Annotated in this window: 22 protein-coding genes and 1 pseudogene; 8 read left to right on the top strand and 15 right to left on the bottom strand. The window is 67.0% G+C overall.

The features are described from left to right. Nucleotides 1-138: 138 nt before the first annotated feature. From hemQ to hemE, 3 genes are read right to left on the bottom strand one after another with little or no spacing between them, the layout of a single operon-like run. On the bottom strand, nucleotides 139-831 hold the full coding sequence (hemQ, locus tag SLQ30_RS02560) for a hydrogen peroxide-dependent heme synthase (RefSeq protein WP_319445259.1): 693 nt from the start codon (nucleotides 829-831) through the stop codon (nucleotides 139-141). 19 nt (nucleotides 832-850) lie between these two features. Then, nucleotides 851-2,191: a protoporphyrinogen oxidase gene (locus SLQ30_RS02565; RefSeq protein ID WP_319445260.1), complete on the bottom strand. Its 1,341-nt coding sequence runs from the start codon at nucleotides 2,189-2,191 to the stop codon at nucleotides 851-853. After that, nucleotides 2,188-3,237 carry a uroporphyrinogen decarboxylase gene (gene hemE / locus SLQ30_RS02570; RefSeq protein ID WP_319445261.1) on the bottom strand — a complete coding sequence of 350 codons (1,050 nt, stop codon included), beginning with the start codon at nucleotides 3,235-3,237 and terminating at the stop codon, nucleotides 2,188-2,190. Before hemE ends, SLQ30_RS02565 begins: the two co-directional genes overlap by 4 nt. Nucleotides 3,238-3,392: 155 nt before the next feature. On the opposite strand from hemE, the gene SLQ30_RS02575 reads away from it, so the two are divergent. Beyond that, the gene (locus tag SLQ30_RS02575) at nucleotides 3,393-3,929 is read left to right on the top strand and encodes a DUF3000 domain-containing protein (RefSeq protein WP_319445587.1); all 537 of its coding nucleotides are present in this window, start codon (nucleotides 3,393-3,395) and stop codon (nucleotides 3,927-3,929) included. Next, complete coding sequence (locus SLQ30_RS02580; protein WP_319445262.1) at nucleotides 3,929-5,197, top strand: ribonuclease D; 1,269 nt, start codon at nucleotides 3,929-3,931, stop codon at nucleotides 5,195-5,197. Before SLQ30_RS02575 ends, SLQ30_RS02580 begins: the two co-directional genes overlap by 1 nt. A 339-nt stretch (nucleotides 5,198-5,536) precedes the next feature. Here SLQ30_RS02580 and SLQ30_RS02585 read toward each other — a convergent pair whose 3' ends face one another. Then, complete coding sequence (locus SLQ30_RS02585) at nucleotides 5,537-6,751, bottom strand: IS110 family transposase (RefSeq protein WP_319445263.1); 1,215 nt, start codon at nucleotides 6,749-6,751, stop codon at nucleotides 5,537-5,539. Nucleotides 6,752-6,937: 186 nt separating this feature from the next. Next, entirely contained in the window at nucleotides 6,938-7,852 is a 915-nt protein-coding gene (locus SLQ30_RS02590) for an alpha/beta hydrolase (protein ID WP_319445264.1), read from the bottom strand. Between the two features lie 101 nt (nucleotides 7,853-7,953). Between SLQ30_RS02590 and SLQ30_RS02595 the strand changes: the two genes are divergently transcribed. Next, entirely contained in the window at nucleotides 7,954-8,829 is an 876-nt protein-coding gene (locus SLQ30_RS02595) for an alpha/beta fold hydrolase (protein ID WP_319445265.1), read from the top strand. On the opposite strand, the gene SLQ30_RS02600 is transcribed toward SLQ30_RS02595, so the two are convergent. The 4 genes and pseudogenes from SLQ30_RS02600 to SLQ30_RS02615 form a co-directional block, all read right to left on the bottom strand. Continuing rightward, on the bottom strand, nucleotides 8,826-9,389 hold the full coding sequence (locus SLQ30_RS02600; protein ID WP_319445266.1) for a dihydrofolate reductase family protein: 564 nt from the start codon (nucleotides 9,387-9,389) through the stop codon (nucleotides 8,826-8,828). The genes SLQ30_RS02595 and SLQ30_RS02600 overlap by 4 nt on opposite strands. A 76-nt stretch (nucleotides 9,390-9,465) precedes the next feature. Then, nucleotides 9,466-10,299 carry a mycofactocin-coupled SDR family oxidoreductase gene (locus SLQ30_RS02605; RefSeq protein WP_319445267.1) on the bottom strand — a complete coding sequence of 278 codons (834 nt, stop codon included), beginning with the start codon at nucleotides 10,297-10,299 and terminating at the stop codon, nucleotides 9,466-9,468. Further along, nucleotides 10,296-11,099, bottom strand: coding sequence for a mycofactocin-coupled SDR family oxidoreductase (locus SLQ30_RS02610; protein WP_319445268.1), 804 nt, complete (start codon nucleotides 11,097-11,099; stop codon nucleotides 10,296-10,298). The genes SLQ30_RS02605 and SLQ30_RS02610 overlap by 4 nt, the downstream gene beginning before the upstream one ends. Then, nucleotides 11,096-12,711: pseudogene (locus SLQ30_RS02615) on the bottom strand (flavin-containing monooxygenase). Before SLQ30_RS02615 ends, SLQ30_RS02610 begins: the two are co-directional and overlap by 4 nt. 248 nt (nucleotides 12,712-12,959) lie before the next feature. Here SLQ30_RS02615 and SLQ30_RS02620 point away from each other — a divergent pair. The 4 genes from SLQ30_RS02620 (at nucleotide 12,960) to SLQ30_RS02635 (ending at nucleotide 17,489) form a co-directional block, all read left to right on the top strand. After that, nucleotides 12,960-14,141, top strand: a complete 1,182-nt coding sequence (locus SLQ30_RS02620; protein WP_319445269.1) for an acyl-CoA dehydrogenase family protein — start codon at nucleotides 12,960-12,962, stop codon at nucleotides 14,139-14,141. 6 nt (nucleotides 14,142-14,147) lie between these two features. Continuing rightward, a complete protein-coding gene (gene bphC / locus SLQ30_RS02625) occupies nucleotides 14,148-15,056 on the top strand; it encodes a biphenyl-2,3-diol 1,2-dioxygenase (RefSeq protein WP_319445270.1) in 909 nt (302 codons plus the stop codon). Continuing rightward, a complete protein-coding gene (locus SLQ30_RS02630) occupies nucleotides 15,020-16,513 on the top strand; it encodes an FAD-dependent oxidoreductase (RefSeq protein WP_319445271.1) in 1,494 nt (497 codons plus the stop codon). Before bphC ends, SLQ30_RS02630 begins: the two co-directional genes overlap by 37 nt. Nucleotides 16,514-16,655: 142 nt before the next feature. After that, complete coding sequence (locus tag SLQ30_RS02635; RefSeq protein WP_319445272.1) at nucleotides 16,656-17,489, top strand: IclR family transcriptional regulator; 834 nt, start codon at nucleotides 16,656-16,658, stop codon at nucleotides 17,487-17,489. A 3-nt stretch (nucleotides 17,490-17,492) separates the two neighbouring features. Here the strand turns inward: SLQ30_RS02635 and SLQ30_RS02640 are convergent, their stop codons facing one another. Both SLQ30_RS02640 and SLQ30_RS02645 read right to left on the bottom strand, forming a co-directional pair. Further along, the gene (locus SLQ30_RS02640; protein ID WP_319445273.1) at nucleotides 17,493-17,789 is read right to left on the bottom strand and encodes a ferredoxin; all 297 of its coding nucleotides are present in this window, start codon (nucleotides 17,787-17,789) and stop codon (nucleotides 17,493-17,495) included. Beyond that, complete coding sequence (locus SLQ30_RS02645; RefSeq protein WP_319445274.1) at nucleotides 17,786-18,916, bottom strand: Rieske 2Fe-2S domain-containing protein; 1,131 nt, start codon at nucleotides 18,914-18,916, stop codon at nucleotides 17,786-17,788. Before SLQ30_RS02645 ends, SLQ30_RS02640 begins: the two co-directional genes overlap by 4 nt. Nucleotides 18,917-19,060: 144 nt before the next feature. Here SLQ30_RS02645 and SLQ30_RS02650 point away from each other — a divergent pair, with 144 nt between their 5' ends. Continuing rightward, nucleotides 19,061-20,761 carry a 3-ketosteroid-delta-1-dehydrogenase gene (locus SLQ30_RS02650; RefSeq protein ID WP_319445275.1) on the top strand — a complete coding sequence of 567 codons (1,701 nt, stop codon included), beginning with the start codon at nucleotides 19,061-19,063 and terminating at the stop codon, nucleotides 20,759-20,761. 15 nt (nucleotides 20,762-20,776) lie between these two features. Here SLQ30_RS02650 and SLQ30_RS02655 read toward each other — a convergent pair whose 3' ends face one another. The 4 genes from SLQ30_RS02655 to nhaA form a co-directional block, all read right to left on the bottom strand. Then, entirely contained in the window at nucleotides 20,777-21,445 is a 669-nt protein-coding gene (locus tag SLQ30_RS02655; protein WP_319445276.1) for a PadR family transcriptional regulator, read from the bottom strand. A gap of 63 nt (nucleotides 21,446-21,508) precedes the next feature. After that, nucleotides 21,509-21,871, bottom strand: coding sequence for a glyoxalase superfamily protein (locus SLQ30_RS02660; protein WP_319445277.1), 363 nt, complete (start codon nucleotides 21,869-21,871; stop codon nucleotides 21,509-21,511). Between the two features lie 4 nt (nucleotides 21,872-21,875). Beyond that, a complete protein-coding gene (gene dxs, locus SLQ30_RS02665) occupies nucleotides 21,876-23,786 on the bottom strand; it encodes a 1-deoxy-D-xylulose-5-phosphate synthase (RefSeq protein WP_319445278.1) in 1,911 nt (636 codons plus the stop codon). Nucleotides 23,787-23,823: 37 nt separating this feature from the next. Then, on the bottom strand, nucleotides 23,824-25,092 hold the full coding sequence (nhaA, locus tag SLQ30_RS02670) for a Na+/H+ antiporter NhaA (RefSeq protein WP_319445279.1): 1,269 nt from the start codon (nucleotides 25,090-25,092) through the stop codon (nucleotides 23,824-23,826). Between the last annotated feature and the right edge of the window lie 39 nt (nucleotides 25,093-25,131).

Raw genomic sequence — 25,131 nt, forward strand, 5'->3', positions numbered from 1 at the left:
GGGATGCTAGCAACATTTACCGAGCGAGCAAATTAGATCGCCCTTGACGCGTTTCCCGCCAATTTAGGGCCCTGCACGACATTCGCTGTCCACGAACCTTCAAAAACAGCAAATCTGAGTAGTCATGGGCCCGCACTGTCACGGCAGCTTGGCGACGAGCTCCTCGACCCCGACCCGTGGGCCGGTGAAGAACGGCGTCTCCTCACGGACGTGTCGGCGCGCATCGGTGTATCGCAGCTTCCACATCAACTCCACGATGCGACCCAGGTCAGGGCCTTCGAACGCCAGGATCCACTCGTAGTCGCCGAGCGCGAAGGCGGGCACCGTGTTGGCCCGGACATCCGCGTACTCACGGCCCGCCATGCCGTGCTCGGCCAGCATCTTGCGCCGTTCGTCGTCAGGCAGCAGATACCACTCCAGCGAGCGCACGAACGGGTACACGCATAGGTAGTCGCCCGCGGGTTCGCCCGCGATGAACGCAGGCACGTGGCTCTTGTTGAACTCGGCGGGCCGGTGTAGCGCGACCACGCTCCATACCGGCTCGCTGACGACGCCAAGCGACGTCCTGCGGAACCCGGAGTAGGTGGCCTGCAGGTCCTCCACCCGCTCGGCGTGCGTCCAGATCATGAAGTCGGCGTCGGCCCGGAGGCCCGCGACGTCGTACAACCCGCGCACGACGACGCCGTTCTCCTCCTGCTGCTTGAGGAAAGTCGCGGTTTCGTCGACGACTGCGGCGCGGTCCTCCCCCAAGGCCTGCGGTTGCACGGCGAACACCGAGATCATCATGTATCTCGTCATGGAGTTGAGCGCGTCATAATCGAGCTTGGCCATACAGCCATCGTGCCACGCGCTAGGCGGTCAACGCCGCGGCCGCCCTCGTGCCCGACCCGACGCACGCGGGCACCCCGATGCCGTCGAGGTAGCCGCCCGCGACGGCCAGCCCTGGTGGCAACCCGGCCCGCAACTCAGCGACGACGTCGAGGTGTCCCGGTCCGTACTGCGGCATCGCGTCGAGCCAGCGCTGCACGTGGCAGTCGACGGCATCCACGTTGACGCCGAACACGGTGGACAGGTCGTCCGACGCCCACTTCAGTAGTTCCTCGTCGCCCACACTTCGGGCCAGACCATCGCCGAACCGCCCGAACGACAGCCGCACCAACTCGACGTTGCCGCGGGCGCCCCACTTCCGGGACGTCAACGTCATCGCCTTGGCGTGCAAGGGTTCTCCGCTGGCGACCAGCACGCCCGACTGGGCAGGCATCGGCGTCCCGCCAGGTAGCGCCAACACCACCAGCACGCTCGAGGCCACGTGTATCCGCCGCGCCGCCGCGGCAGTTCGCGGCGCCACGCGCTCGATGATCCGGGGCAACCTCGGCGCAGGTACGGCGAGCACCACCGCGTCGGCGGGCCAGCAGGCCCCCTCATCGTCGACGACGGTCCATCCGCCGGCGGCCCGTTCGACGCGCTCGACCGCGACGTGTGCCCAGTTGACGTGGGCGCGTCGGACGAGTGCGTCGATCAGTACCCGGTAGCCGCCGTCGACGGCGCCGAACACCGAATCCGACGTCGGCGGGGGCAGCGCCTGGCGCACCGCATCGGTGAGGTTCCTCGCCCCCCGGTCCAGCGCGGCGGCCAGCGTCGGCACCGCGGAGCGCACACCGATCGTGGCGGCCGAACCCGCGTACACCCCGGCCAGCAGGGGGTCGACGGACCGTGCCACGACCTGTGCTCCGAAGCGGTCACCGACGAGGCTCCCGACGGGCGGATCGGCGCCGGGCCGCCACGAGAACGGGCGTTCCCGTTCGCCGCCGATCGCCGCCACCGTCGCTGCGTCGACGAGTCCCATGACGCTCGACGCGTCGGCGGGTATGCCCTGCAACGTGCCTTGGGGCATCGGGTGCAAGCGTTCACCGGAGAAGATCAGCGGCCGCACCCCCGTCGAGCCGACCTGCCGCGCCGCCAACCCCAATTCGGCCAGCAACGCAGGCACTTCGGGTCGGCGCGCCACGAATGCCTCGGCGCCGACGTCGACGTACTGGTTGCCGATCCGCTCGGTGCGCAGCACCCCACCCAGCCGGTCGGCGGGGTCGAACAGCGTGATGGATGCGTCCGGACCCGACGCCTGCCGAAGCCGATAGGCCGCAACCAATCCCGAGATACCGCCTCCCACAACGCAGTACGTTGCTCTCACAAGGAGTGCACCAATGTGACCGCGTCGGTGACAATGCCCGGATCAGTGGCAGGCAGTACCCCGTGGCCCAGGTTGAACACGTGGCCCGCGGCTCCTGCAGCGACGGCGCGACGACCATCTTCGACGACGTTTCGCACGGCCCGTTCGACAACGGGCCAGCCCGCCAGCAACACCACCGGGTCGAGGTTGCCCTGGAGTGCGAACCCGGGGCCCACCCTCGTGGCGGCGTCGGCCAGGGCGGTGCGCCAGTCGACTCCGACGACCGTCGCGCCCGCCTCACCCATCGCGCCAAGTAGTTCGGCGGTACCGACACCGAAGTGCGTCATAGGCACCCCGTCGCCGGCGAGTGCGGCGAACACCCGCGCACTGTGCGGCAATACGTGACTGCGGTAGTCGGCCAGCGACAGCGTCCCCGCCCACGAGTCGAACAACTGGATGGCGTCGACACCGGCGTCGAGTTGGGCGCGCAGGAAGCCGATGGTGATGTCGGTCAGCGCGGTCATCAACGCGTGCCAGGTCGCGGGCTCGCCGAACATCATCGCCTTGGTGCGCTCGTGGTTGCGGCTCGGACCGCCCTCGACCAGGTAGGACGCCAGCGTGAAGGGCGCACCGGCGAACCCGATGAGCGGCACGTCGCCAAGGGCGGCCACCAACAACTCCACGGCCTCGGAGATCGGAGCGACCTGCCCTGGCTCGAGCGGTTTGATCGCCGCGGCGTCGGACGCGGTGCGAATCGGGTTCGCGATGACGGGTCCGACGTCGGGCACGATGTCCAGGTCAATGCCCGATGCGCGCAGCGGCACCACGATGTCGGAGAACAAGATGGCGGCGTCTACTCCGTGCCGTCGCACCGGCTGAAGCGTGATCTCACAGACCAGACCCGGGTCGAAGCAGGCCGCCAGCATGCCGTGGTTGGCACGCAAGGCCCGGTACTCCGGCAACGAACGTCCCGCTTGGCGCATGAACCACACCGGAGTGCGGCTGGGCCTGCGGCCCGCTGCCGCGGCGAGGTACGGGGAATCGGGCAGGTTACGACGGGTGCTCATCGGCCACCATGCTGCCATGAGGCCCTGTTCACGGGCGCTCCTGGCACCGTCTGGTAACAGTTCGGCGCGCCTGCCGTGTCCGATGCCCGGATCGGCTAGCGTCAAACGCCGTGACCTCTGCCGAGCCGGCTCAGTTCCGCGAAGCGGTGGCGGCGATGAACGCCACCACCGTGCGGCCTGAGATCGACCTTGGCCCGATCCGTCCGCCGCAGCGGTTGGCTCCGTACAGCTACGCCCTTGGCGCCGAGGTGCGCCATCCCGACACGGCTATCGTGCCCGAACGGTCAGAGGGCGACGCGTTCGGCCGACTGATCCTGCTCCACGATCCCGACGGCGCCGAGGCCTGGGACGGCACCATGCGGCTAGTCGCCTACATCCAGGCAGATCTGGACTCGACCGAAGCCGTCGACCCGCTACTGCCCGAGGTCGCGTGGAGCTGGCTCGTCGACGCGTTGGCAGAGCGCGAGGAGCACGTCACTGCACTCGGAGGCACCGTCACCGCGACCACGTCGGTGCGCTACGGCGACATCTCCGGACCGCCTCGCGCTCACCAACTGGAGCTTCGCGCTTCGTGGACGGCGACGACGCTGGAACTTGGCCCCCACGTGACTGCGTTCTGCGAGGTGCTCGAACACGCGGCCGGGCTGCCCCCGTTGGGGGTCACCGACCTGAGCTCCCGCACCCGCGCTTGATGACGGAAGAAACGTCGGAAGACCCCGGTCCGCAGGAACCCGAGGCTCAGGCCATCCCACTGCTAGCTCCGGCTGACGGGGTGCCGGCGGTTGCGCTGTACGTCAGTGAAATCGCCAGAGCCGCAGCACTTCTCGATTCAGGCCACGGACCCTTCGCCATCGATGCCGAACGCGCCTCTGGTTTCCGGTACTCCAATCGCGCCTATCTGATCCAGATCCGGCGGGCAGGCGCTGGCACGGTGCTGATCGACCCCGTCAGCCACGGCATCGACCCCCTCGAGGCCATGGCGCCGGTCGCCGAGGTGCTCACCAAGGACGAATGGATCCTGCACGCGGCCGATCAAGACCTTCCGTGTCTCGGCGAACTCGGCATGACGCCGACTGCGTTGTACGACACCGAACTCGCGGGCCGACTCGCGGGTTTCGAACGGGTGAACCTGGCCGCCATGGTCGAGCGGCTGCTCGGCCTTGCCCTGACCAAGGGTCACGGCGCGGCGGACTGGTCCAAGCGACCGCTGCCTGCAGAGTGGCTGAACTACGCCGCGCTCGACGTCGAGGTGCTGCTCGAGCTGCGCGCCGCGATCGCCGAGGTACTCGAAGAGCAGGGCAAGTCACGTTGGGCGGCAGAGGAATTCGAACACCTACGCACCTACGTCGCTCCGCTCACCCGGCGGGACCGGTGGCGCCGCACCTCGGGCATCCACAAGGTGCGCTCCCCGCGCACGCTGGCCGCCGTGCGCGAACTGTGGACGACGCGCGACCACATCGCCCAGCGCCGTGACATCGCACCGGGGCGCATCCTGCCCGACGCCGCCATCGTCAACGCCGCGACCAACGATCCCGACACCGTGGAGAAGCTGACGGCCCTTCCGGTCTTCGGCGGCTCACGCCAGCGCCGCAGCGCGCAGGTGTGGTTGGACGCGCTGACGCGCGCCCGCACGACCGACGACTTGCCCGCCGCGAGCGAACCGCTGACGGGCCCACCGCCCGCCGTGCGCTGGAGCCGCCGCAAGCCCGACGCCGCGGCCCGGCTGGAAGCGGTCCGCAACGGACTCAGCGAACTGTCCGAACGGCTTTCGGTCCCGACTGAGAATCTGCTGACCCCGGAGCTCGTCCGCAGGCTGGTGTGGGACTGGCAGCCGGTGGACGACGCCGCCCCGGTCATCGATGCATTCCTTGCCGATGCGGGAGCGCGGCCATGGCAGCGGGAGCTGACCGTGCCCGTCATGGCGAAGGCGTTGACCGAACCGCTCCCCGAGCCTTCCTAGCTGGCTGTAGGTCGAGTCAAGTGGAGCGGGGCCATAGTGGGTTGACACCCTTGGATGGGGCGTTGGATTTCATGCGGTCGGTGGTGCTGCTGTGAGTTGAGGGGTGCCTGGCGCCCACGCTGATGCATGCAACCTCGGTGGGTTATCTGGCGTCGTTCGGGCTGCCGTGGAGGCGAAGGGCCGGGTGCCAAGCTAGGAGCGGCGTAACCCGGTGAGGGGTCCGCCATAGCGCGCACGGCATCTGATCCGGCCCTTCGTCCCGTCCGCTTAGCGTGGCACTACCGATGGGGGTTGTGAAGGGGTCTGGTTGGTCCTTTCCCGAGTGGGGTGTGCGGGGGTTTAGGCCCAACGGGTCGGCTCGTAGGTGGCGTGGTCGCGAACGAGTGCGTGAGCGATGCGGGTGGCGCGATGGGCCAACGCGCAGGCGATGATTCCGCCGTGCTTGCCGCGATCCTTGAGTGCGAGGGCGTAGGTTCTGGCCGCCGGCTCGGTGAGCCACAGTCCCATACCGAGGTCGATCAAGGCGCGGCGCAAGGCCACGCTGCCTTCACGGCTGATACCACCATCGCGGCGTTTGTGGGCGGATTCGTACTGCATCGGGGACAGCCCCGACGCACGGTAGATCTGCCGAGGTCCCGGCCACCGTTGCGGATCACCAAGGGCAGCAGCATAATTGGAGACCCGCACGACTCCCCATCCTGGTACCGAGGTCAACGTCGCGTACGGACTGCGCGGCAGCAGCGACCCCAGTTCAGTCTCCGCGGTATCAATCTGATCGTCGAGGTCGGCCAGCAACACCAGGTCGGCAGCCAGTATCCGGCGCGCGATCACCGCGTCGCGGGTCGGCAGCGCGTCGCGGGCCGCGGCGACCAGACGCTCGGCGACCGGACGGCGCAGTTGCAGGTCGCGGGTCGCGGCGAACCGGATCAGCCGGTTGACTCCGAGCCCTGCCAGGCGTGCCGGGTCGGCGAACTCGGCGGCCACTAGCCGGCCAATCCTGGTACCCATCACGTCGGGCAGAGCCAGGGTCAGGCCGGGAAACGCCCGGTCCAGCTGCCCGAGCAGCTGATTCTTGGTCGCGGTACGTGTGGCGACCCGTCGACTCCGGTGTCCGGCCCAGGCGCTCACCTCACCGATGACGGCATCGCGATCGGCGACCGGGCGCCCATACCCAGCCAGCACCAGATCGGTGATCGCCTCCAGGTCGATCACGTCGGTCTTGACCCGACGCCGACCCTGCACGCGACGCTGCTCGGCGACCTGAGCGGGATTGAGCTCCAACACTTCCCACCCATCGGGCCATCGATGGTCGAGCACCGGGCGGTGATAGTGCCCAGCTGCCTCCACGCCGACCTTCACCTGCACCGACGCAGGCGCCACAGCGATCGCGCGAGCCGCCGCCGCGGTCAGGCCCGACCCCGTCATCGCGAATTCCGACGGAGCGACCAGCCGATGACGAGCCGCGTCAGTCACCGAAAACACTGCTGAGGTCTTGCCGACATCGACGGCAACGACGATCGTGGACAACGTGACTGGGGCTACATGCACAGACACAACAACACCTCCGGGGTGTGTCAGGAGGTCCACGTGCGTCAACACACGGACCCCGAAAGGAATCAGTTACAGATCCCTTCCTGACACCTCCGGAGGCGTTTGTGAAGGACTAACTCCACTCATATCAGCGCGTTGACGTAGCGCTCACGGCGACGTTCTTCGAGTGGACTCGCCCTCAGTTCACACTCAACGATCGATCACCCGGTCGACGTGGGCCAGAAAGTGCGCCAGCACGTCTGTGGGCGCCTCGATTTGCGGCCAGTGCCCGATGTCGTCGGCCAGCATCACCACGTCGGCGTTCGGAATGACTTCCGCATACCGCCGTGCCATGTGCGCGCCCGAGTTCGGGTCGATGGGACCGTCGATGAGCCGCATCGGCACCTGGGTCTCCCGCATCGCGCGCACCCAGCGGTTTCGGTGTGCGTACCGGTCGGCGAGGAAGCGACCGACCTTGTGCAGCACGCGTTTGCCGTCGTTGTAGTCGAGGATCTGGTGAAACTTCTCCATGAGCGGACGGGACGGTTTGGTGTTCGGGCCGAACATCTCGTTGATCGTCGGCTCCAACAGGCGGCGCGACAGCGGAGAACCCTGCAACGGACTCATGAGGTCGCCCAATGGGGTGCCCGACATCAGCTTCTGCATGGCCCGCGGCGTGTACGTCTCGTTGAACATGCCGCCATTGAGCCAGGTGATGGACTCGTAACTCACCGACCCGTATGCATGCTCGCCGAAGTGGTAGCGCGCCAACAGTTCCTGGCCGACAGAATCGCCGAGATCGTGCGCCAGCAGGTGGCAACGCTCCACGCCAAGGCGCGCCAGCAGCGCCTCGTGCATGTCGGCGTGATCGTGCACCGAGTACTGATAGGCGACGGGCTTGGCGGAGAAGCCCATGCCGATCATGTCGGGAGCGATGACGGTGAACCGCTCGACGAGTGTCGGCCAGATCAGCTCCCAGTCGAAGGAGTTGAACGGGTAGCCGTGGACCAGCAGCAGCGTCGGCCCCTCCCCGAGCGGAAGCCCGCCGACCCGATAGAAGATGTCGAAGCCCAGGTAGTCGAAGTACTGGCCTGCGGCCTTCCAGCTTTCGAGTTCGGCGTCCATGTCGGCAGCCTAGGCTCTGCCCGCCTGGTGGGATACGGCGTCCGCTTCCCCACACCGTCACCTAGCGTGAGAGTGCGCGTGGCACCGGTGCCACGCCACCCATGGAGAACGGAGCGACGGTGACCGCTGGACCCGACGACGGATTGCTCGAACTCGCCACGCCCGCAGGCACTTTGCGGTACTACGACCAGGGCAGCGGCCCCGCGCTGCTGTTCCTCCACGGATCGGGGCCGGGCGTCACCGGGTGGCGCAACTTTCGCGGGGTACTTCCCACGTTCGCGCAGCACTTCCGCTGCCTGGTGCTCGAGTTCCCCGGCTTCGGCGTCAGCGCCGACTTCGGTGGCCATCCGATGGTGACTGCGCAAGCGGCGGTCGCACCATTCCTGGAAGCCCTCGACGTACCCAAGGTGGACATCATCGGCAACTCGATGGGCGGTGGCGTCGGAATCAACTTCGCCATCAACCACCCCGACCGAGTGGGCAGGCTCGTCACGATCGGCGGCATCGGTACCAACGTCTTCAGCCCGGGACCCAGCGAGGGCATCCGGTTGCTGCAGGACTTCACCGAGGAGCCGACGCGACAGCGCCTCGTCGATTGGCTGCGCTCCATGGTCTTTGACGAGGCGCTGGTGACGGACCAATTGATCGAGGAGCGTTGGGCGCTCGCGACCGATCCGCCCACCCTCGAGTCGGCCCGCCGCATGTACGGCAAGGCCGCCTTCGCGCAGATGATGGCGATGATGCGAAAGGCCGACATGCCGATGCCGTGGGCGATCATGCACAAGGTCAAGTGCCCGACGCTGCTGACGTGGGGTCGCGACGATCGGGTCAGTCCACTGGACATGGCGCTCATCCCGATGCGGACCATTCCCAACGCAGAGCTTCACGTGTTTCCGAACTGCGGCCACTGGGCGATGATCGAGGCCAAGGCCGCCTTCGAGTCGACGGTGCTCGCGTTTCTTCGCAGGCAGCGCTAGCGCGTCACACGGTAACTGCGGTAGTCGACTCCCGAACTGAAGGTGCGGCTCTCGACGAGTTCGAGGTCCACCCGCCGCTCGTGTTGGGGGAAGTAGGGGGTGCCACCACCGAGCAGCACCGGGGAGACCCTGGTGCGGTATTCGTCGATCAGGCCTAGCGCGGCTGCCTCCGCGGCGAGTGCTGCGCCACCGATCGCGATGTCGCCCTCCCCCGGTTCGGCGCGCAGCCGCTCGATCTCTGCGGCCAATCCGCCAGAAGCCAAGCGGGCATGGCCCTGCACAGCCGACAGCGTCGTGGAGAACACGACTTTTGGCAGCGCGTTCCAGAGCACGGTCCACTCGCGCTCTGCATCGTTGAGCGACGGATCCTGTTCGGCGGTCTCCCAGTACAGCATCGTCTCGTAGAGCCGTCGTCCCAACAGGTGAACGCCGACCCCTTGTAGTTCGTCGAGGCAGAAGCGAAAGACCTCGTCGTCGGGGACCCCCCAATCCAAGCCGCCGTCCAGCCCGACGATATAGCCGTCGAGTGAGACGCCCATCGAATACGTCACGCTGCGCATCAGAGTCCTCCTCCGTAAGGGATTCGACAGTAAGACTCCCGGACGCCGCAAGACTCATCGCGGCTCACCACTCCGCTTAGCGTTGCGTCGAACCCGCGTCGACCGGTAGCGCCACTGCGGTGATGTACCGGGCCTCGTCAGACGCCAGGAACAGGCTGGCGTTGGCGACGTCGACCGGGTCGATCCAGGGCACGTCGAGCAGGTTCATCGACCGCGCCGCCTCGGCGAACTCCGCCCTTGTCGGCGCCCGGTCGAGGTCGGGCCGGAAGGCCGAGCTGACCGCGGCGTTCTGGATCATCGGAGTGTCGACGTTGGTCGGATGGACTGAATTCACCCGAATACCATGTGGCGCAAGCTCTTGCGCGAGGCTGCGCATCAAACCCACCACGCCGTGCTTGGCCGCGGTGTAGTGCGCAACCCCGACCAGGCCGCGTAAGCCGGCGATCGAACTGACCAAAACGACGGCTCCACTCCCCCGCGCCACCAGGTGCGGCACCGCGACCTTGCAGGTGCGCCACACCCCAGTGAGATTCACGTCGAGCATCGTTTGCCAAGTGTGTTCGTCGAGCTCGGCGGCCATACCCCGCGACGTGATACCCGCAGTGGCGCAGACGATGTCGATGCCTCCGAAGCCACTCGCTCCCGCGTCGGCCGCGCCGCGAAGGCCGTCCGGGTCACGGACGTCGACGACCTCGGTCACGATGCGGCCGCCGGCGGCCTCGACCAGCCGAGCGGTCTCGCCGAGGTCGTCGGTGGTCGCCGCAGGAACCACGACGGTCTCGATCGGAGCGCACACGTCGAGCGCGACGATGTCCGCGCCTTCCTCTGCGAAGCGCACCGCCTGAGCGCGCCCAATGCCCCTGGCCGCACCGGTGATCAATGCGACCTTGCCAGCCAGCCGCCCGGTCACGTCGTCTTCTCACTCAAGCCCGCGTCGACGACGAGTCGCGTGCCGGTGATGTAGCGCGCCTCGTCGGAGGCCAGGAACAGCACCGCGTTGCTGACGTCCACCGGATCGACCCAGCCCACCGGCAACAAGTTCCGCGCCGCAAGCACTTTCGCCGCGTCCTCAGCCGTGGGGTGCTCCACGTCGGGGCAGAGCCGCGCGAACGTTGCGTCGTTGAGCACCATCGCCGTACCCACCGCTCCCGGGTGCACCGTGTTGACCCGGATCCGTTTGGCACCAAGCTCATTGGCCAATGACCGCGCCAGCCCGACGACAGCGTGCTTGCTCGACGAGTAGTGCGCACCGTTGCGTTCGCCGCGAAGTCCCGAGGTGGAACTGATGATCACGATCGAACCGCCCTGCTCGCCAAAGTGGCCGACTGCGGCCTTGACCGTGTGCCAGACGCCGGTGAGGTTGACGTCGATGGTGTGCCGCCAGGTTTCCTCCGTGAGCTCCGAGGCAGGTGCCCCTGCGGTGTGCACGCCTGCGTTGGCCACCACGATGTCGAGCCGGCCAAGTTCGGCCACTCCGGCGTCGATACCGGCGACGAGCGCGTCGAAATCGCGCACGTCGGCCACCTCGGTGACACAACGCCGACCGTGCCGCTCGACTTGAGCGGCCGTGACCGCCAAGTCGGCTGCGGCCGAGGCGGTGTCGAGCGCGATGAGGTCGGCGCCCTCTTCGGCCATGCGCACGCAGTGGCTGCGACCGGACCCTCGTCCGGCACCGGTGACCACCGCAACCCGGTCGAGTAACCGCATCAATCCTCCTTGAGCAAGCGAAAGCCCTTGTACCCCGCGGCGGCGACCTCGGCGCAGATGTCGTTGTACACGGCGAATCCGCCGATGAACAGCATGAACACCCTTGGCTTGCCCGGAATGTTGGCCCCGAGATACCAGGAGTCAGCCTTGGTGAACAACGAGGCCTCCGCCCGGCGCGCGCACTCCCGCACCCAGTCGTCCACCGCAGCATCGGTGGCTTCGATGCCGACATAGCCGTGGTCGTCGAGGTAGCCGATGCAGGCGCCGATCCAGTTCACGTGCGCCTCGGCGTGCAGCACCATGTTGGCCAACACGGCCGGTGCGCCAGGGCCGGACACGATGAAGAGGTTCGGGAATCCGTCGACGCCGAGGCCCAGGTAGGTACGGGGTCCATCGGCCCAGTAGTCGCTCAACCGCGCCCCGCCGCGACCGACGACGTCGACCTTCGCCAACGCGCCCGTCATCGCATCGAACCCGGTGGCGAGCACGATCGCGTCGACGTCGTAGTGGGCATCGGAAGTGTTGATCCCGGTCGTGTCGATGGACTCGATGGGCGTCTGGCGCACGCTGATCAGCTTGACGTGTGGCCGGTTGAACGTCTGAAAGTAGTTGGTGTCGGTGCAGATTCGCTTGGTGCCGATTGGATGATCGGTGGGGATGAGCAGGTCAGCCAGCTCGGGATCGTCGATGACGGCCCTGACCTTCTGCTCGTAGAAAGGCGGGCTTCGTCGTTGGCTGCGATGTCGGTCAGCTGATCGGCGAACGTCTTGGAGAACAGCACGCCCCCGAGTTCCCAGCGCCGCTCGAACGCCTCGCGACGTTCCTCGGCGGTGGCCTCCATCGTCAGCTTCGGGTGAGCGACGTGCGGCGACCCTCCACCGCTGCACCAGGACTGCCGCCGCCGTTCCGCGTAGTCCGCCTTGACTGCCGCTCGGTCGGCGTCGCTCAACGGCGTGTTGCCTGCGGGCACGCTGTAGTTGGGCGTGCGCTGAAACACGTACAGTCGCTCGGCCTGTTCGGCGATGACGGGCACCGACTGGATCCCCGACGATCCGGTGCCGATGACCGCCACCCGCTTGCCGCTGAAGTCCACGGGTTCGTGCGGCCAGTGCGCCGTGTGGTACACCTCGCCACCAAACGTGCTCAGGCCGTTGAAGTCCGGCGTCAGCGCCGCCGACAGCGGACCCGTCGCCAGCACGCAGAACCGGGCCAGCACCTGCTCGTCGGTATCGGTGGTAACCGTCCATTGCGACGTGTGCTCGTCGAGCACCGCGGAGCAGACCCTGGTCTCGAACGTGATGTCGTCGCGCAGGTCGAGTTCGTCGGCGACCCAGTTGAGATAACGCAGGATCTCGGCCTGAGTCGCGTACTTCTCCGACCAGTTCCAGTACTGCTCCAACTCGCGGGAGAACGAGTAGCTGTAGTCGACGCTCTCGACGTCGCAGCGCGCACCCGGATACCGGTTGTAGTACCAGGTGCCCCCGACTTCGGGCGCGGCTTCGAAGACGCGCACCGTCAGCCCCTGCGCGCGTAATTTGTACAAGGCGTAGAGGCCGGCGAATCCGGCGCCGACGACCACCGCGTCGAACTGGCGGGCACTGTTCACGCTCGCCAAGCTAGGCCGACGGGCGCATCGTGCGGCGTGGCGTTCCCGGTGACCGGACGCCAACGAACGGGCCTCCCGGCCACCGGACACGAACCTCCGTGATCGCGCCGAGTATGAACGTCACGACGATTTCGTTATTTCGGCGCGAGGTTCACAGTCGCGACGAGAATGTTGGTCCACTCACCGGGACCGAACCGACCGGCCAGACTCGAATCGGGTAAGTCTTCTCCTCAGCCCACACAGTTAGGACCTCAACGATGAGCGAGCGAGTAATCGACCGGGTGGCGGACCTGGCTGATCAGTTCAAGGAACAGGCCGTCGAGGCCGAGAAGCTCGGCCAATTGCCCGACGCCACAGTGAAGAGCATGAAGTCGATCGGCTCCATCCGGTTGCTGCAACCCGAAGGCCACGGCGGCCTGGAAGTCCACCCGCGCGAGTGGGCTGAGACCGTGATGGCCACCGCGGCACTGGATCCGGCGGCGGGTTGGGTCAACGGCGTGGTCGGCGTTCACCCATATCAGTTCGCTTACGCCGACCCGCGCGTCGCCCAGGAAGTGTGGGGCGACGACGTCGACACCTGGATCGCGTCGCCCTACGCGCCACAGGGCATTGCCGTTCCCGCCGACGGCGGGTACGTCTTCAACGGTCGGTGGCAGTTCAGTTCGGGGACCGACGCCTGCGACTGGATCATTCTGGGCGCCATGGTCGGTGACGCCGCCGGGAAACCGGTGATGCCGCCGCAGATCCTCCACATGATCCTGCCCCGTAAGGACTACGAGATCGTCGCCGACTCTTGGGACGTCGTCGGACTGCGTGGCACGGGCTCCAAGGACGTCATCGTCAAGGACGCCTTCGTGCCCGCGTACCGCACGATGGACGGGACGAAGGTGATGGACGGAACCGCCCAACTCGAGGCGGGCATGACCAAGACGCTCTACAAGATGCCGTGGTCGACGATGTTCCCGCTTGGCATCAGCTCGGCCACCATCGGCATTTGCGAGGGAGCGCTGGCCGCTCACTTGGACTACCAGCGCGAGCGGGTCGGCGCCGCGGGCACGGCCATCAAGGACGATCCGTACGTGCTGTACTCCATCGGCGAGGCGGCCGCCGAGATCGACGCGTCGCGCCAGGCGTTGCTGGCCAACGTCGACAAGGTGTACGACGCCGTCGATGCCGGGCGGGACATCAGCTTCGAGCAGCGTGCTGCCGTACGCCGGTCACAGGTCCGGGCGGTCTGGCGCGCGGTGGCTGCCGTCGATCAGATATTCGCCCGCTCCGGCGGCAACGCGCTGCGCATGGACAAGCCGCTACAACGCTATTGGCGCGATGCGCATGCGGGCATGGCGCACGCCATCCACACCCCGGGCACCACGTACCACGCGTCGGCGCTGAGTTCGTTCGGTGTCGACCCGCAGGGTCCACTGCGGGCGTTGATCTGAGCCGCCATGCCTGACTTGAAGAGCCTCGGCTACGTCAAGATCCAAGCCACCGACATGGATCGGTGGCGGCGCTTCGCCTTCGGCGTGCTGGGCTTCGCGGAGGGTGACGGCCCGGATCCGGATGCGCTGTACCTCCGCATGGACGAACGCCCAGCCCGCATCATCGTCGTCCCAGGTGCCGTCGACCGGATCGTCACGGTGGGGTGGGAGGTGCGCGACGGCGCGGCGCTTGCCCGCGTGAAGTCCGCCCTGGACGTGGCGGGCCTCCCCGTCAAGGAACTGTCGCTGGCCGAGGCCGATGCCCGTCGCGTCGAGGAGGTCATCGCGTTCGACGACCCGGCGGGCAACTCGGTCGAGGTCTTCCACGGGGCGGTGCTCGACCACAGCCCGGTAGTGACGCCGTTCGGTGCCAGGTTCGTGACCGGAGCCCAGGGGCTGGGACACGTCGTGCTGCCTGCGGTCGATTTCCCTGGCCTGTTCGACTTCTACACGCAGACATTGGGTTTCCTCCCCCGTGGCGCCTTTCGGGTGCCTGCGCCACCTGAGTTCGGCGCGCTGCGCGTGCGCTTCCTCGGCCTCAACGAGCGACATCACAGCCTGGCAATCTGTCCGGCGGCCACTCAGCGTGACCCTGGCCTGATTCACCTGATGGTGGAGGTCGACACGCTCGACGCCGTTGGGCAGGCGCTCGATCGGGTCAACAAGGACGGCTTCCAACTGTCGTCCACCCTGGGACGCCACACGAACGACAAGATGGTGTCGTTCTACGTGCGAGCGCCAGGCGACTGGGACATCGAGTTCGGCACCGAAGGCACGCGGGTCGACGAAAACCATTACACGGCAGAGGAAATCACCGCCGACAGCTATTGGGGTCACGAATGGGTGAGCGATCTTCCCGCGGCGATGCGGCCGTGACCGACGTCTACCCCACGTCGGCGGACGACGTTCACACCTGGGACCTCGAAGCCGACGTGGTGATCGCCGGGTACGGCATCGCGGGCGCGGCCGCAGCGGTCGAGGCCGGCTCGGCCGGTGCCGACGTGCTCGTCGTCGAACGCACCGGAGGGTGGGGCGGTGCGGCGGCGATGGCAGGTGGATTCATCTACCTCGGTGGCGGCACTGCACTTCAGAAGGCTTGCGGTTACCAGGATTCGGCCGAGAATATGAAGGCCTTCCTGAACGTCGCAATGGGTCCCGGTGCCGACGAACGTCGAATCGACGACTACTGCGCGGGCAGCGTCGAGCACTACGACTGGCTGGTCGGCTGCGGCGTCCCGTTCAAGGCCGAGTTCTGGGGTGAGCCAGGCTGGGAGCCCCCAGGCGACCAAGGCCTGATGTTCACCGGCGGCGAGAACGCCTTCCCGTTCAATACCGTCGCGGAACCCGCTCCGCGCGGCCACGTCCCACAGATGGCCGACAAACAGGCGGGTGAGAAGAGCGGCGGCTACATGCTGATGAAGCCGTTGGTCGACACCGCGACCGCGCTTGGTGTGCGGGCCTGCTACGACCTCAGGGCGGAGTCGTTGGTTGTGGCGGCCGACGGCCGAGTGGTGGGACTTATCGCCCATCAGTACGGCAAGCGACTCGCCGTCAGGGCGCGCCGCGGCGTCATGCTGGCGTCGGGCAGCTTCGCGTACAACGACGCAATGGTGATGCAGTACGCGCCGCGACTGGCCGGTCGTCCGGCCGCGTCGATCGAGCAGCACGACGGGCAGTCCATCCGGATGGCGCAGGCGCTCGGTGCCGATCTGGCCCACATGGATGCCACCGAGGTGGCCTTTCTGATCGACCCGCAGCAGACCGTCCGGGGCATCCTCGTCAACGGGCGGGGTCAACGCTATGTCGCCGAGGACATGTACTCGGGCCGCATCGGACAGGTGACGCTGTACCACCAGGACGACACCGCCTACCTGATCATCGACGGTGACGCGCAAGAAGAAGCGATGGCCGCCACGTCGGCGACACCGTTCCTCAAGCGACCCGCGACCTGGGTATGCGACACCGTCGCCGAACTCGAAGCCGAAATCGGCCTTCCGCCAGGGTCCTTGCAAGCGACGGTCGACACCTACAACGCCGCCGCCACGCGTGGCGATGATCCGCTGCTGCACAAGAAGCGCGAATGGCTCAAGCCCATCGGCACGCCCGTCGGTGCCATCGATCTGCGCGCCAGTTGCGCAGGCTTCACCCTCGGGGGGCTGCAGACCACCCTGGACGGCGAGGTGCTGCACGTCGCGGGTCAGCCGATACCCGGGCTCTTTGCGGCAGGTCGCTGCACCGCGGGGCTGGCCGCGTGGGGTTATGCCAGCGGCATCTCACTCGGCGATGGCAGCTTCTACGGGCGCCGAGCGGGCCGCGCAGCCGCCAAGGCCTAGGGCTTCCCTGCGATTTGTGGAGTCTTTGCGGCGGTAGGCGCCGAAAAAACTCCAAAAATCGCGAGTGACAGCGGCCACCCTCCTATGCTACAAATAGCTATATTACTAATAGGCATATCGTGTGCCACCCCGAGGAGACGCCATGACCGTGACCGCGGAACGCCAGGAACCCACTACGCCCACTGCCGTCATCGATCGGGTGTCGCTGGTCCTGGAAGCCTTCGACGGCCCCGGTCGGCTCACCCTCGCGCAGCTCGTACGGCGCACCGGACTGCCCCGCTCATCTGCGCACCGCATGCTCGAACGGCTGGTCGCGTTGCGATGGCTCCGACGCAACGGCCACGACTACGAACTGGGCATGCGCCTCGTCGAGCTGGGTTCGCTTGCCGTGCACCAGGATCGCTTGCACCGCGCCGCCACCCCACTACTGCACGAACTGCATCGCGCGACCGGTTTGGTGGTGCACCTGGCCGTGCTCGACGGCTCCGACGTGGTGTACCTGGAGAAGATCGGCAATCGGATGGTCGCTGCCATTCCGACCAGGGTCGGCGGCCGCCAACCTGCGCAGTGCACCGCCGTGGGCAAGGCCATGTTGGCATATTCCGAGCGTGCACAATCCGTCGACTTCTCCGCCCGGCGCACCAGGTACTCGGTCGGCACCCCCGCACAGCTGCGGCAGGAACTCGACAAGGTCCGCTCGCACGGCGTGGCCTTCGACCGGGAGGAGTCGTTGGTTGGATTCGGTTGCGTGGCAGCCCCCATCGGTGACATGGGCGGTGAAATGGGCGGTGCCGTCGCGGCGGTGTCCGTGTGTGGACCGATGAGCCACGTCACGTTCGATCAGCGCCTCGTCGCACCGCTGCGGATGGCGGCGATGAACATCTGGCGCGACGTCGAGGACGGACCGCGCCGAGTCACGCCGACGCTTCAGCAGGCGCGGCCACTACGCAATGGTGTTGCGCTGCAGTACGCCTGAGCGCTACGGGCCGGTCGGAAGCGCGACCGCGTCATCGACCACGCTCACGTCCCCGCGGCGTACGGCGTCGGCGATGGAACCCTTGATCTCGGCGCACGCAAGGAATACCCCACGCGGTCCGTGCGCCGAGATCATGTCCGCCGCCTGCCGCTCCGGGCAGGCTTGATGCGCGGCCGCGCTCCACTGAATGCTGGTCTGATGCCGACTGCTCTTGCGCACCAACACCGTTGCCGCGCAACGCCGGCATTCGACGGCGACCATCGGAGCGTCGTCCAGCCGGTTGTCGGCGCGGACGCTCACGGCGCCGTTCCGGCCGCCAGGTTGGCCTCGATCTCGGCGTTCCAGTGCTCGGTGGGCGTGGTCGTGTCGAGCTCGAATTCGAACCGGTCCACCATATCGGCAGTCACGTCGGCCGCGTCGACGTAGAACTGCTCGTACCAACGCCGAAGTTGATACACCGGCCCGTCCTCCTCGACGAGCAGTGGATTGTCGATCCTGGCCTTCGTGCGCCAGATGGCCACGTCCTGCTCGAAGCCCATCTTGACGAACTCACCAAGGCTGATCGCGGTCTGCATGGCCTCGTCCGCTGGTAGTGCTTCGGATTTCTTGACGATGATGCCGTACTGCAGCACAAAGGAATTCGCGTCGATCGGATAGTGGCAGTTGATGAGCACCGTGTGGTGGTCGGCCTCGGCATAGTGATAGACCAGGTCGTCGATCATGAAGGATGGGCCATAGTAGGACGCCACTGAGGTGGTGCCGAGCATGGCCGCCCCCTCCGTTCCACCGAGGTCGGGCCGCGAGCCGCCGTTCATGTACTGGGTCGCGACATGTCCTTCGAAGATGTTCTTGAATTCCGTTGGTAGCGAGCCGTGTACGTAGAAGAAGTGCGCCATGTCCACAACGTTGTCGATGATCTCGCGACAGTTGGTGTGGACGACGGTGGTGTACCAGTGCCAGTCGGTCCAGTCGTCGCTCGTCGCACCCTCGATGCGCGGTATGGTCACCTGTTCCGGCGGCGCGTTGCCCTCCGGATCGTTCCATACGAACAACATTCCGTCCTGCTGCATCGTCGTCCACGTCGCGGTGCGCGCCAGCCTCGGCACCCGGCGGGCATACGGCACGTTCTTGCATCGCCCGTCGCCACCCCAGCGCCAGTCGTGGAACGGGCACGCGATCTCGTTGCCCTTGACCGTGCCCTGCGTGAGGTCGCCACCCATGTGTCGGCAGTACCCGTCGAGCACGTTGATCCGACCGTCCGAACCGCGAAACACGACAAGCCGCTGACCGAAGGCGTTGACGGCATGGGGCGTACCGTCGCCGAGGTCCTTGATCAGACCAAGGCAATGCCAGCCGCGCGCGAACCGCGTTGGTGCGGCGTCGGCTTCGATGAACCGGATGTCGTCGGTGTGCGCCTGCAGTGTCATGTCACGACCGTCCTAGGTGCCTAATGTGCTCAGTGGGCTGCTTCCTCGATTGAACCGCTGATGCCGCGACGAGAACAGAGCAGTGTTCCGCTCATCAGGAACTTCGATCGGTTTTCCCGCCAACGAGGCCTAACGTCAGCGAATGTGACCGCACCCAGCATGACCATCCCGACCGGGCTGACCGTCGCCGACACCACCGTCGACCTGGTCGTGGTGGGTTCCGGGACCGGCATGGCCGCTGCGCTCGCCGCGCACGACGCCGGACTGTCGGTGCTCATCGTGGAGAAGTCGTCGTACGTCGGCGGTTCGACCGCTCGATCGGGCGGTGCGCTGTGGTTGCCCGGAAGCCCGGTGCTGAGCGAGGCGGGTGCCGGCGACAACGCGGAACGGGCCAAGACGTACCTGCGTTCAGTGGTGGGCGATACCGCACCGAGTGAGCGCAGCGAACGCTTCGTCGACCAGCTGACCGCAACCGTGGACATGCTGCGCCGGACCACTCCGATGAAGCTGTTCTGGGCCAGGGATTACTCCGACTACCACCCCGAGGCCCCCGGTGGCAGCGCAGCAGGGCGGACGTGCGAGTGCCGACCGCTGGATACGTCGGTGCTCGGCGAATATCTCACCCGGCTGCGTCCCGGCGTGTTGGAGGCCAAGGTGCCGATGCCGACCACCGGGGCCGACTACCGCTGGATGAACTTGATGGCCAGGGTGCCGCGCAAGGGCATTCCGACCATCGCGAAGCGACTCGCCCAGGGCGTCGGCGGGCTCTTGCTGGGCAGGCGCTACGCCGCGGGCGGCCAGGCCCTCGCCGCTGGCCTCTTCAGTGGCGTGCTCGACGCCGGGATTCCCATCTGGACGGACACCTCGCTGGTCGAGCTCGTCGAAGATGGTGGTCACGTGACTGGGGCGGTCGTCGACCACGACGGCAGGCGGATCACCGTGACGGCGGGCCGCGGGGTGGTGCTGGCCGCGGGTGGCTTCGACCACGACATGGAGCTGCGCTGGAAGTTCCAGTCCAATGCGCTCGGATCCGGGCTCAGCCTTGGCGCCGAAACCAACACCGGCGACGCGATCCGGGTTGCGCAGGACGTCGGCGCGGGACTGGACCTGATGGACCAGGCCTGGTGGTTTCCCGCGGTGGCCCCGCTGCCCGACCGGCCGCCCGCCGTCATGCTCGCCGAACGCTCGTTGCCCGGGTCGCTGATCGTCAACCAGGACGGCGATCGATTCATCAACGAGTCGACCGACTACATGTCGTTCGGGCAGCGCGTGCTCGAACTCGAACGTGCGGGCAGGCCCGTCGAGACGATGTGGATCGTGTTCGACCAGAAGTATCGCAACGGCTACGTGTTCGCCGCTGAACTGTTCCCGCGCATGGCGATTCCCCGGCCCTGGTATGACGCCGGAATCGCTTGCCGCGCCGACACACTCGTCGAATTGGGCCGACGGATCGCCGTCCCCGAGCCACGGTTCGCCGAGACGATGCGTACGTTCAACGAAGCTGCGCATGCCGGGATCGACGGCGACTTCCACCGCGGCGAAAGCGCCTACGATCGGTACTACGGCGACCCCACGATCACACCGAACCCCAACCTCCGCCCCCTGGAGCAAGGCCCGTTCTACGCGGTCAAGATGGTGCTGAGCGATCTCGGCACCTGCGGCGGATTGCGCGCCGACGAGCGGGCGCGGGTGCTCCGTGAGGACGGGACGGCGATCGACGGGCTCTACGCGATCGGTAACACCGCAGCCAACGCGTTCGGCGCGAGCTACCCGGGTGCCGGCGCAACGATCGCGCAGGGGTTGGTGTTCGGCTACGTCGCCGCGATGGACGCGGCCACGCGCTGAGGAATCAATCCGGAGCTAATCCTGATCCTCGGCGTCGGCCTTCTGCTCGATCTCGTACCAGAATTCCGGTGCGGGCCATGGCACTTCGCGGCGCCCGACCTCAGCCGGGAAGATCGCCTCGGCCTCGTCGAGATCCTTGATCATCTTCAGCGCCAGCTCGCGCTCGTTCGCGTAGTAGCGCTCGGCCCACTGGAGTGCGACCCGCGCGTACGCCCATGCCGGGTCCGCTGCAGACCAGCGGGCGTCCTTGGCGGCCTTGCGCTGCATGTCTTCGGCGTACGCCACGTGTTCGGCGAGGATCTCCTTGAGCCGAGTCGGATTGGTCAAGTGGCCGAACGTGACCCGCAGTAGCGGGCCGTGCTTGAGCATCGGCGGGTCGACCGGCGCCTCGTCGGCCCATCGCGTCACCGCGTCCAGCCCGGATTCGGTGATCTTGTAGAGCCTGCGGCTACGCGCACCACCTGAGTGATCCACCCTCGAGGTCACCAAGCTCAGCTGTTCCAGCTTCTTCAATTCGGAGTAGATCTGGCTGTAGGCCGGGCTCCCGTAGAAGAACCGCATGCTCCAGTCGATGTACTTGCGGATGTCGTAGCCCGAGAGCTCGTGCTCATAAGACAGCATGCCGAGCAGCGCCCAGCTGGTCGCCGTCAGATTCGGCTCGCCTCGCTCGTTGCCGTCGTCCACTTCGCCAGCGTAACAACGCCGGTCAGGCGTCTCCCCCGACTTACCGCTGGCTGGGACGGCCCGTCACTCCGGCTGAGCGAACCGCAGATGGTTTCCGGACGGGTCGATGACGGTCATTGTGGGGCCGCCGGGGCCTCCGGGTTCGATACCCGGCCTGGAGTACCCGTGCTTCCGACCGAGCAACTCGGCGTTCAGCGCCGCGACGTCGTCGACCGGAATCCACAGCACGGTATTCGGGCTGCCGTCGCCGTAGTGTTCGGACAGGTGGATGACCGCCTCGGACCGGCTTACCTGAACGTAGAGCGGAAACCCCGGCTCGAAGCGATGTTCCCAGTCCTTGGTGAAACCCAGGTAACCGCAGTAGAAGTCGAGCGTCGCATCAACGTCGAACATGCGCAGCACCGGCACTGGTGGGCCGATGCGCACCGGACTAGTCGACCTCGTGGGCGACGTGATCGCCAACTGCGGCACCGAGCGCGGCGACCCAGCCGGTGATCTGGCGGGCGACGTTTTGGTCGGTGAGCCCGACTTCGGTGAGCACCTCACTGCGCGAGGCATGCGCCAGGAACTCTTGCGGCACCCCCACGTCACGGCAGGGCACGTCGATCTCGTTGGCGCGCAAGGCCGCCGACACCGAGCACCCGATACCTCCGTGCACGCCGTTGTCCTCGAGCGTGACGACCAGCTTGTGCGCGGTGGCCAATGCTCCGATCGCCTCGGGCACTGGAAGCACCCACCGCGGGTCGACGACCGTCACGCCGATGCCCTGGTTGCGCAGGCGCTCAGCCGCTGAAAGTGCCATCACCGCGAACGGTCCGACGGCCACCAACAGCACGTCTTCGGACAGGCCGTCCGCCGGTACCGCGAGCACGTCGACACCCGACCGTCGCTCGATCGCCGGGATGTCCACTCCCACATCACCCTTCGGGAACCGAATGGCAGTGGGTCCGTCCTTGACGTCGAGCGCCTCGCCGAGTTCCTCGCGCAGTCGCGCGCCGTCGCGCGGCGCGGCGACCCGCATGCCTGGCACGATCCCAAGCATCGAGAGGTCCCACACACCGTTGTGGCTGGCGCCGTCGGGTCCGGTGACACCTGCGCGGTCCAGCACCATCGTGACGGGCAGGCTGTGCATCGCGACGTCCATCATCAGCTGATCGAACGCGCGGTTGAGGAACGTCGAGTAGATCGCGACGACGGGATGCATACCGCCCATCGCGAGGCCGGCCGCCGACGTCATCGCGTGCTGCTCGGCGATGCCCACGTCGAAGAACCGATCGGGGTACCGCTGCCGGAACGCACTGAGCCCCGTCGGCCCCGGCATCGCCGCGGTGATGGCGACGACGTCGCGGCGTTTCTTGGCGAGCGTGATCAGTTCGTCGGAGAACACCGACGTCCACCCGGGCGCCGACACCGCCGCCGACAACCCGGTGAGCGGGTCGATGACCCCGGTGGAGTGCATCTGCTCGGCCTCGTCGGACTCGGCCGGGCCGTAGCCCATGCCCTTTCGGGTGACGACGTGCACGATCACCGGCGCGTTGAAGCCGCGGGCGTGGCGCAGGGCCATCTCGACCGCGTGTTCGTCGTGACCGTCGATGGGCCCGACGTACTTCAGCCCGAGGTCGGTGAACATGACCTGCGGAGACAAGGCGTCCTTGATGCCGGCCTTGACGCTGTGCATGCACTGGTAGCAGAGCTCGCCGATGAGCGGCACGTTCCGCACGGCCTTGCGACCCTCTTCGAGGATCCGCTCGTAGCCCGGCTGCAGCCGTAGCGCCGCGAGGTGGTCGGCGAACCCGCCGATGGTCGGCGCGTAGCTGCGACCGTTGTCGTTGACCACGATCACGACGGGTCGACGTTGGGCGGCGATGTTGTTCAGGGCCTCCCAACACATTCCGCCGGTGAGCGCGCCGTCACCCACGACGGCGACCACGTGCCGGTTGCGATGTCCGTTCAGTTCGAAGGCCTTCGCAAGGCCGTCGGCGTAGGACAACGCGGCGCTCGCGTGGCTGGATTCGACCCAGTCGTGCTCGCTCTCGGCACGCGATGGATATCCCGACAGCCCGCCCTTCTTGCGCAGGCTGTCGAATTCCGGGGACCGCCCCGTCAGCATCTTGTGCACGTACGCCTGGTGGCCGGTGTCGAAGATGATCGGGTCATGTGGCGAGTCGAAGACTCGATGCAGGGCCAACGTGAGCTCGACGACGCCGAGGTTGGGCCCCAGGTGTCCACCGGTGGCAGCGACCTTGTGGATCAGGAACTCGCGGATCTCACCAGCCAGTTCCGTTAGCTGAGATTGGGAAAGGTGCTGCAGATCAGCGGGGCCGCGGATCTGTTCGAGCATCCCGCTAGTTTACGCACGGGTTCCGGCGGCAGTCCTGTCAAGGTTCGTAGACATCGGGCACACCGTCGTGGTCGGAGTCGGCGAGTTCACGCTCCTGAATGCGCCGGTAAGCGGCGTTGCGGCTGGCCAGGACCACCGCGGCCAGCACTCCGGCGACCACCGATCCGGCAAGGACGCCGATCTTGGCGTCGGCGCCCGCCACCGTTCCGTAACCGAAGGCCAACTCCCCTATCAGCAGGGAGACGGTGAATCCGATACCAGCGAGCAACGACACTCCGAAAACGTCACGCCAGGCCAAGTCTTCGTCCAGGGTCGCGCCGGTGAACCTCGCCAGCAGGTAAGTGGTGAGCATCACGCCCACCGGTTTTCCGACCACCAGACCGACGAGCACGCCGAGCGTTACCGGATGCAGCAGCGCGTCGCCGAGCCCCGACAACCCGCCGACGGTTACTCCTGCGGCGAAGAAGGCGAACACCGGCACCGCGAAGCCGGCCGACAAAGGCCGCAGCAGGTGTTCGAAGTGCTCGGCGATCGCGTGTCGACCCAGCACCGGCACGGTGAAGCCCAGCACGACCCCGGCGACCGTCGCGTGCACACCGCTGGCGTGCACCAACGCCCACGTGACGACCGCCAAGGGGACCAATACCCACCAGTGCCGCACCCCGCGCTGGACCGCCAACGCGAACAACCCGCCCGGAATCAGCGCAAGTGCCAACGGCCCGACCGAGAGGTGGTCGGTATAGAACACCGCGATGATCGTGATGGCCAGGAGGTCGTCGACGACCGCCAGTGTCAGCAGAAAAGTTCGCAACGCGGCGGGCAGATGGCTCGAGAGCACGGCCAGCACGGCCAAGGCGAACGCGATGTCGGTCGCTATCGGTACCGCCCACCCGTCGACCGTCTCGGGGTGACCCGTCGCCAGATTGATCCCGATGAAGATCGCGGCGGGCACGATCATCCCGCCGACGGCAGCCGCGATCGGCAGCGCGGCACGGGCCGGATCGCGCAGGTCGCCGGCTACGAACTCGCGTTTGAGTTCGAGCCCGACGACGAAGAAGAAGATCGCGAGCAATCCGTCGGCCGCCCACGAAGCGATGGACAACCGTAGGTGGAGCGACTCCGGACCAATCATGACCTCGGACAGTTCGCGATACAGGTGCGCCCACGGCGAGTTGGCCCACCCCAAGGCGGCGGCCGCGGCGATGAGCAGCAGTACGCCGCCGACTGTCTCGCGGCGCAGCACCTCGGTCAGGCGCCGCGCCTCGGGCCACGAACCTCGGCTGAGCAGACGCTGACGCACGGGCATCGACCAAATCCTAGAGTGCGGCCGCGACGACGTAGCCCA

Origin of the sequence: Mycobacterium sp. RTGN4, assembly GCF_033804635.1 — a bacterium.
In the GTDB taxonomy this organism is placed as follows: domain Bacteria; phylum Actinomycetota; class Actinomycetes; order Mycobacteriales; family Mycobacteriaceae; genus Mycobacterium.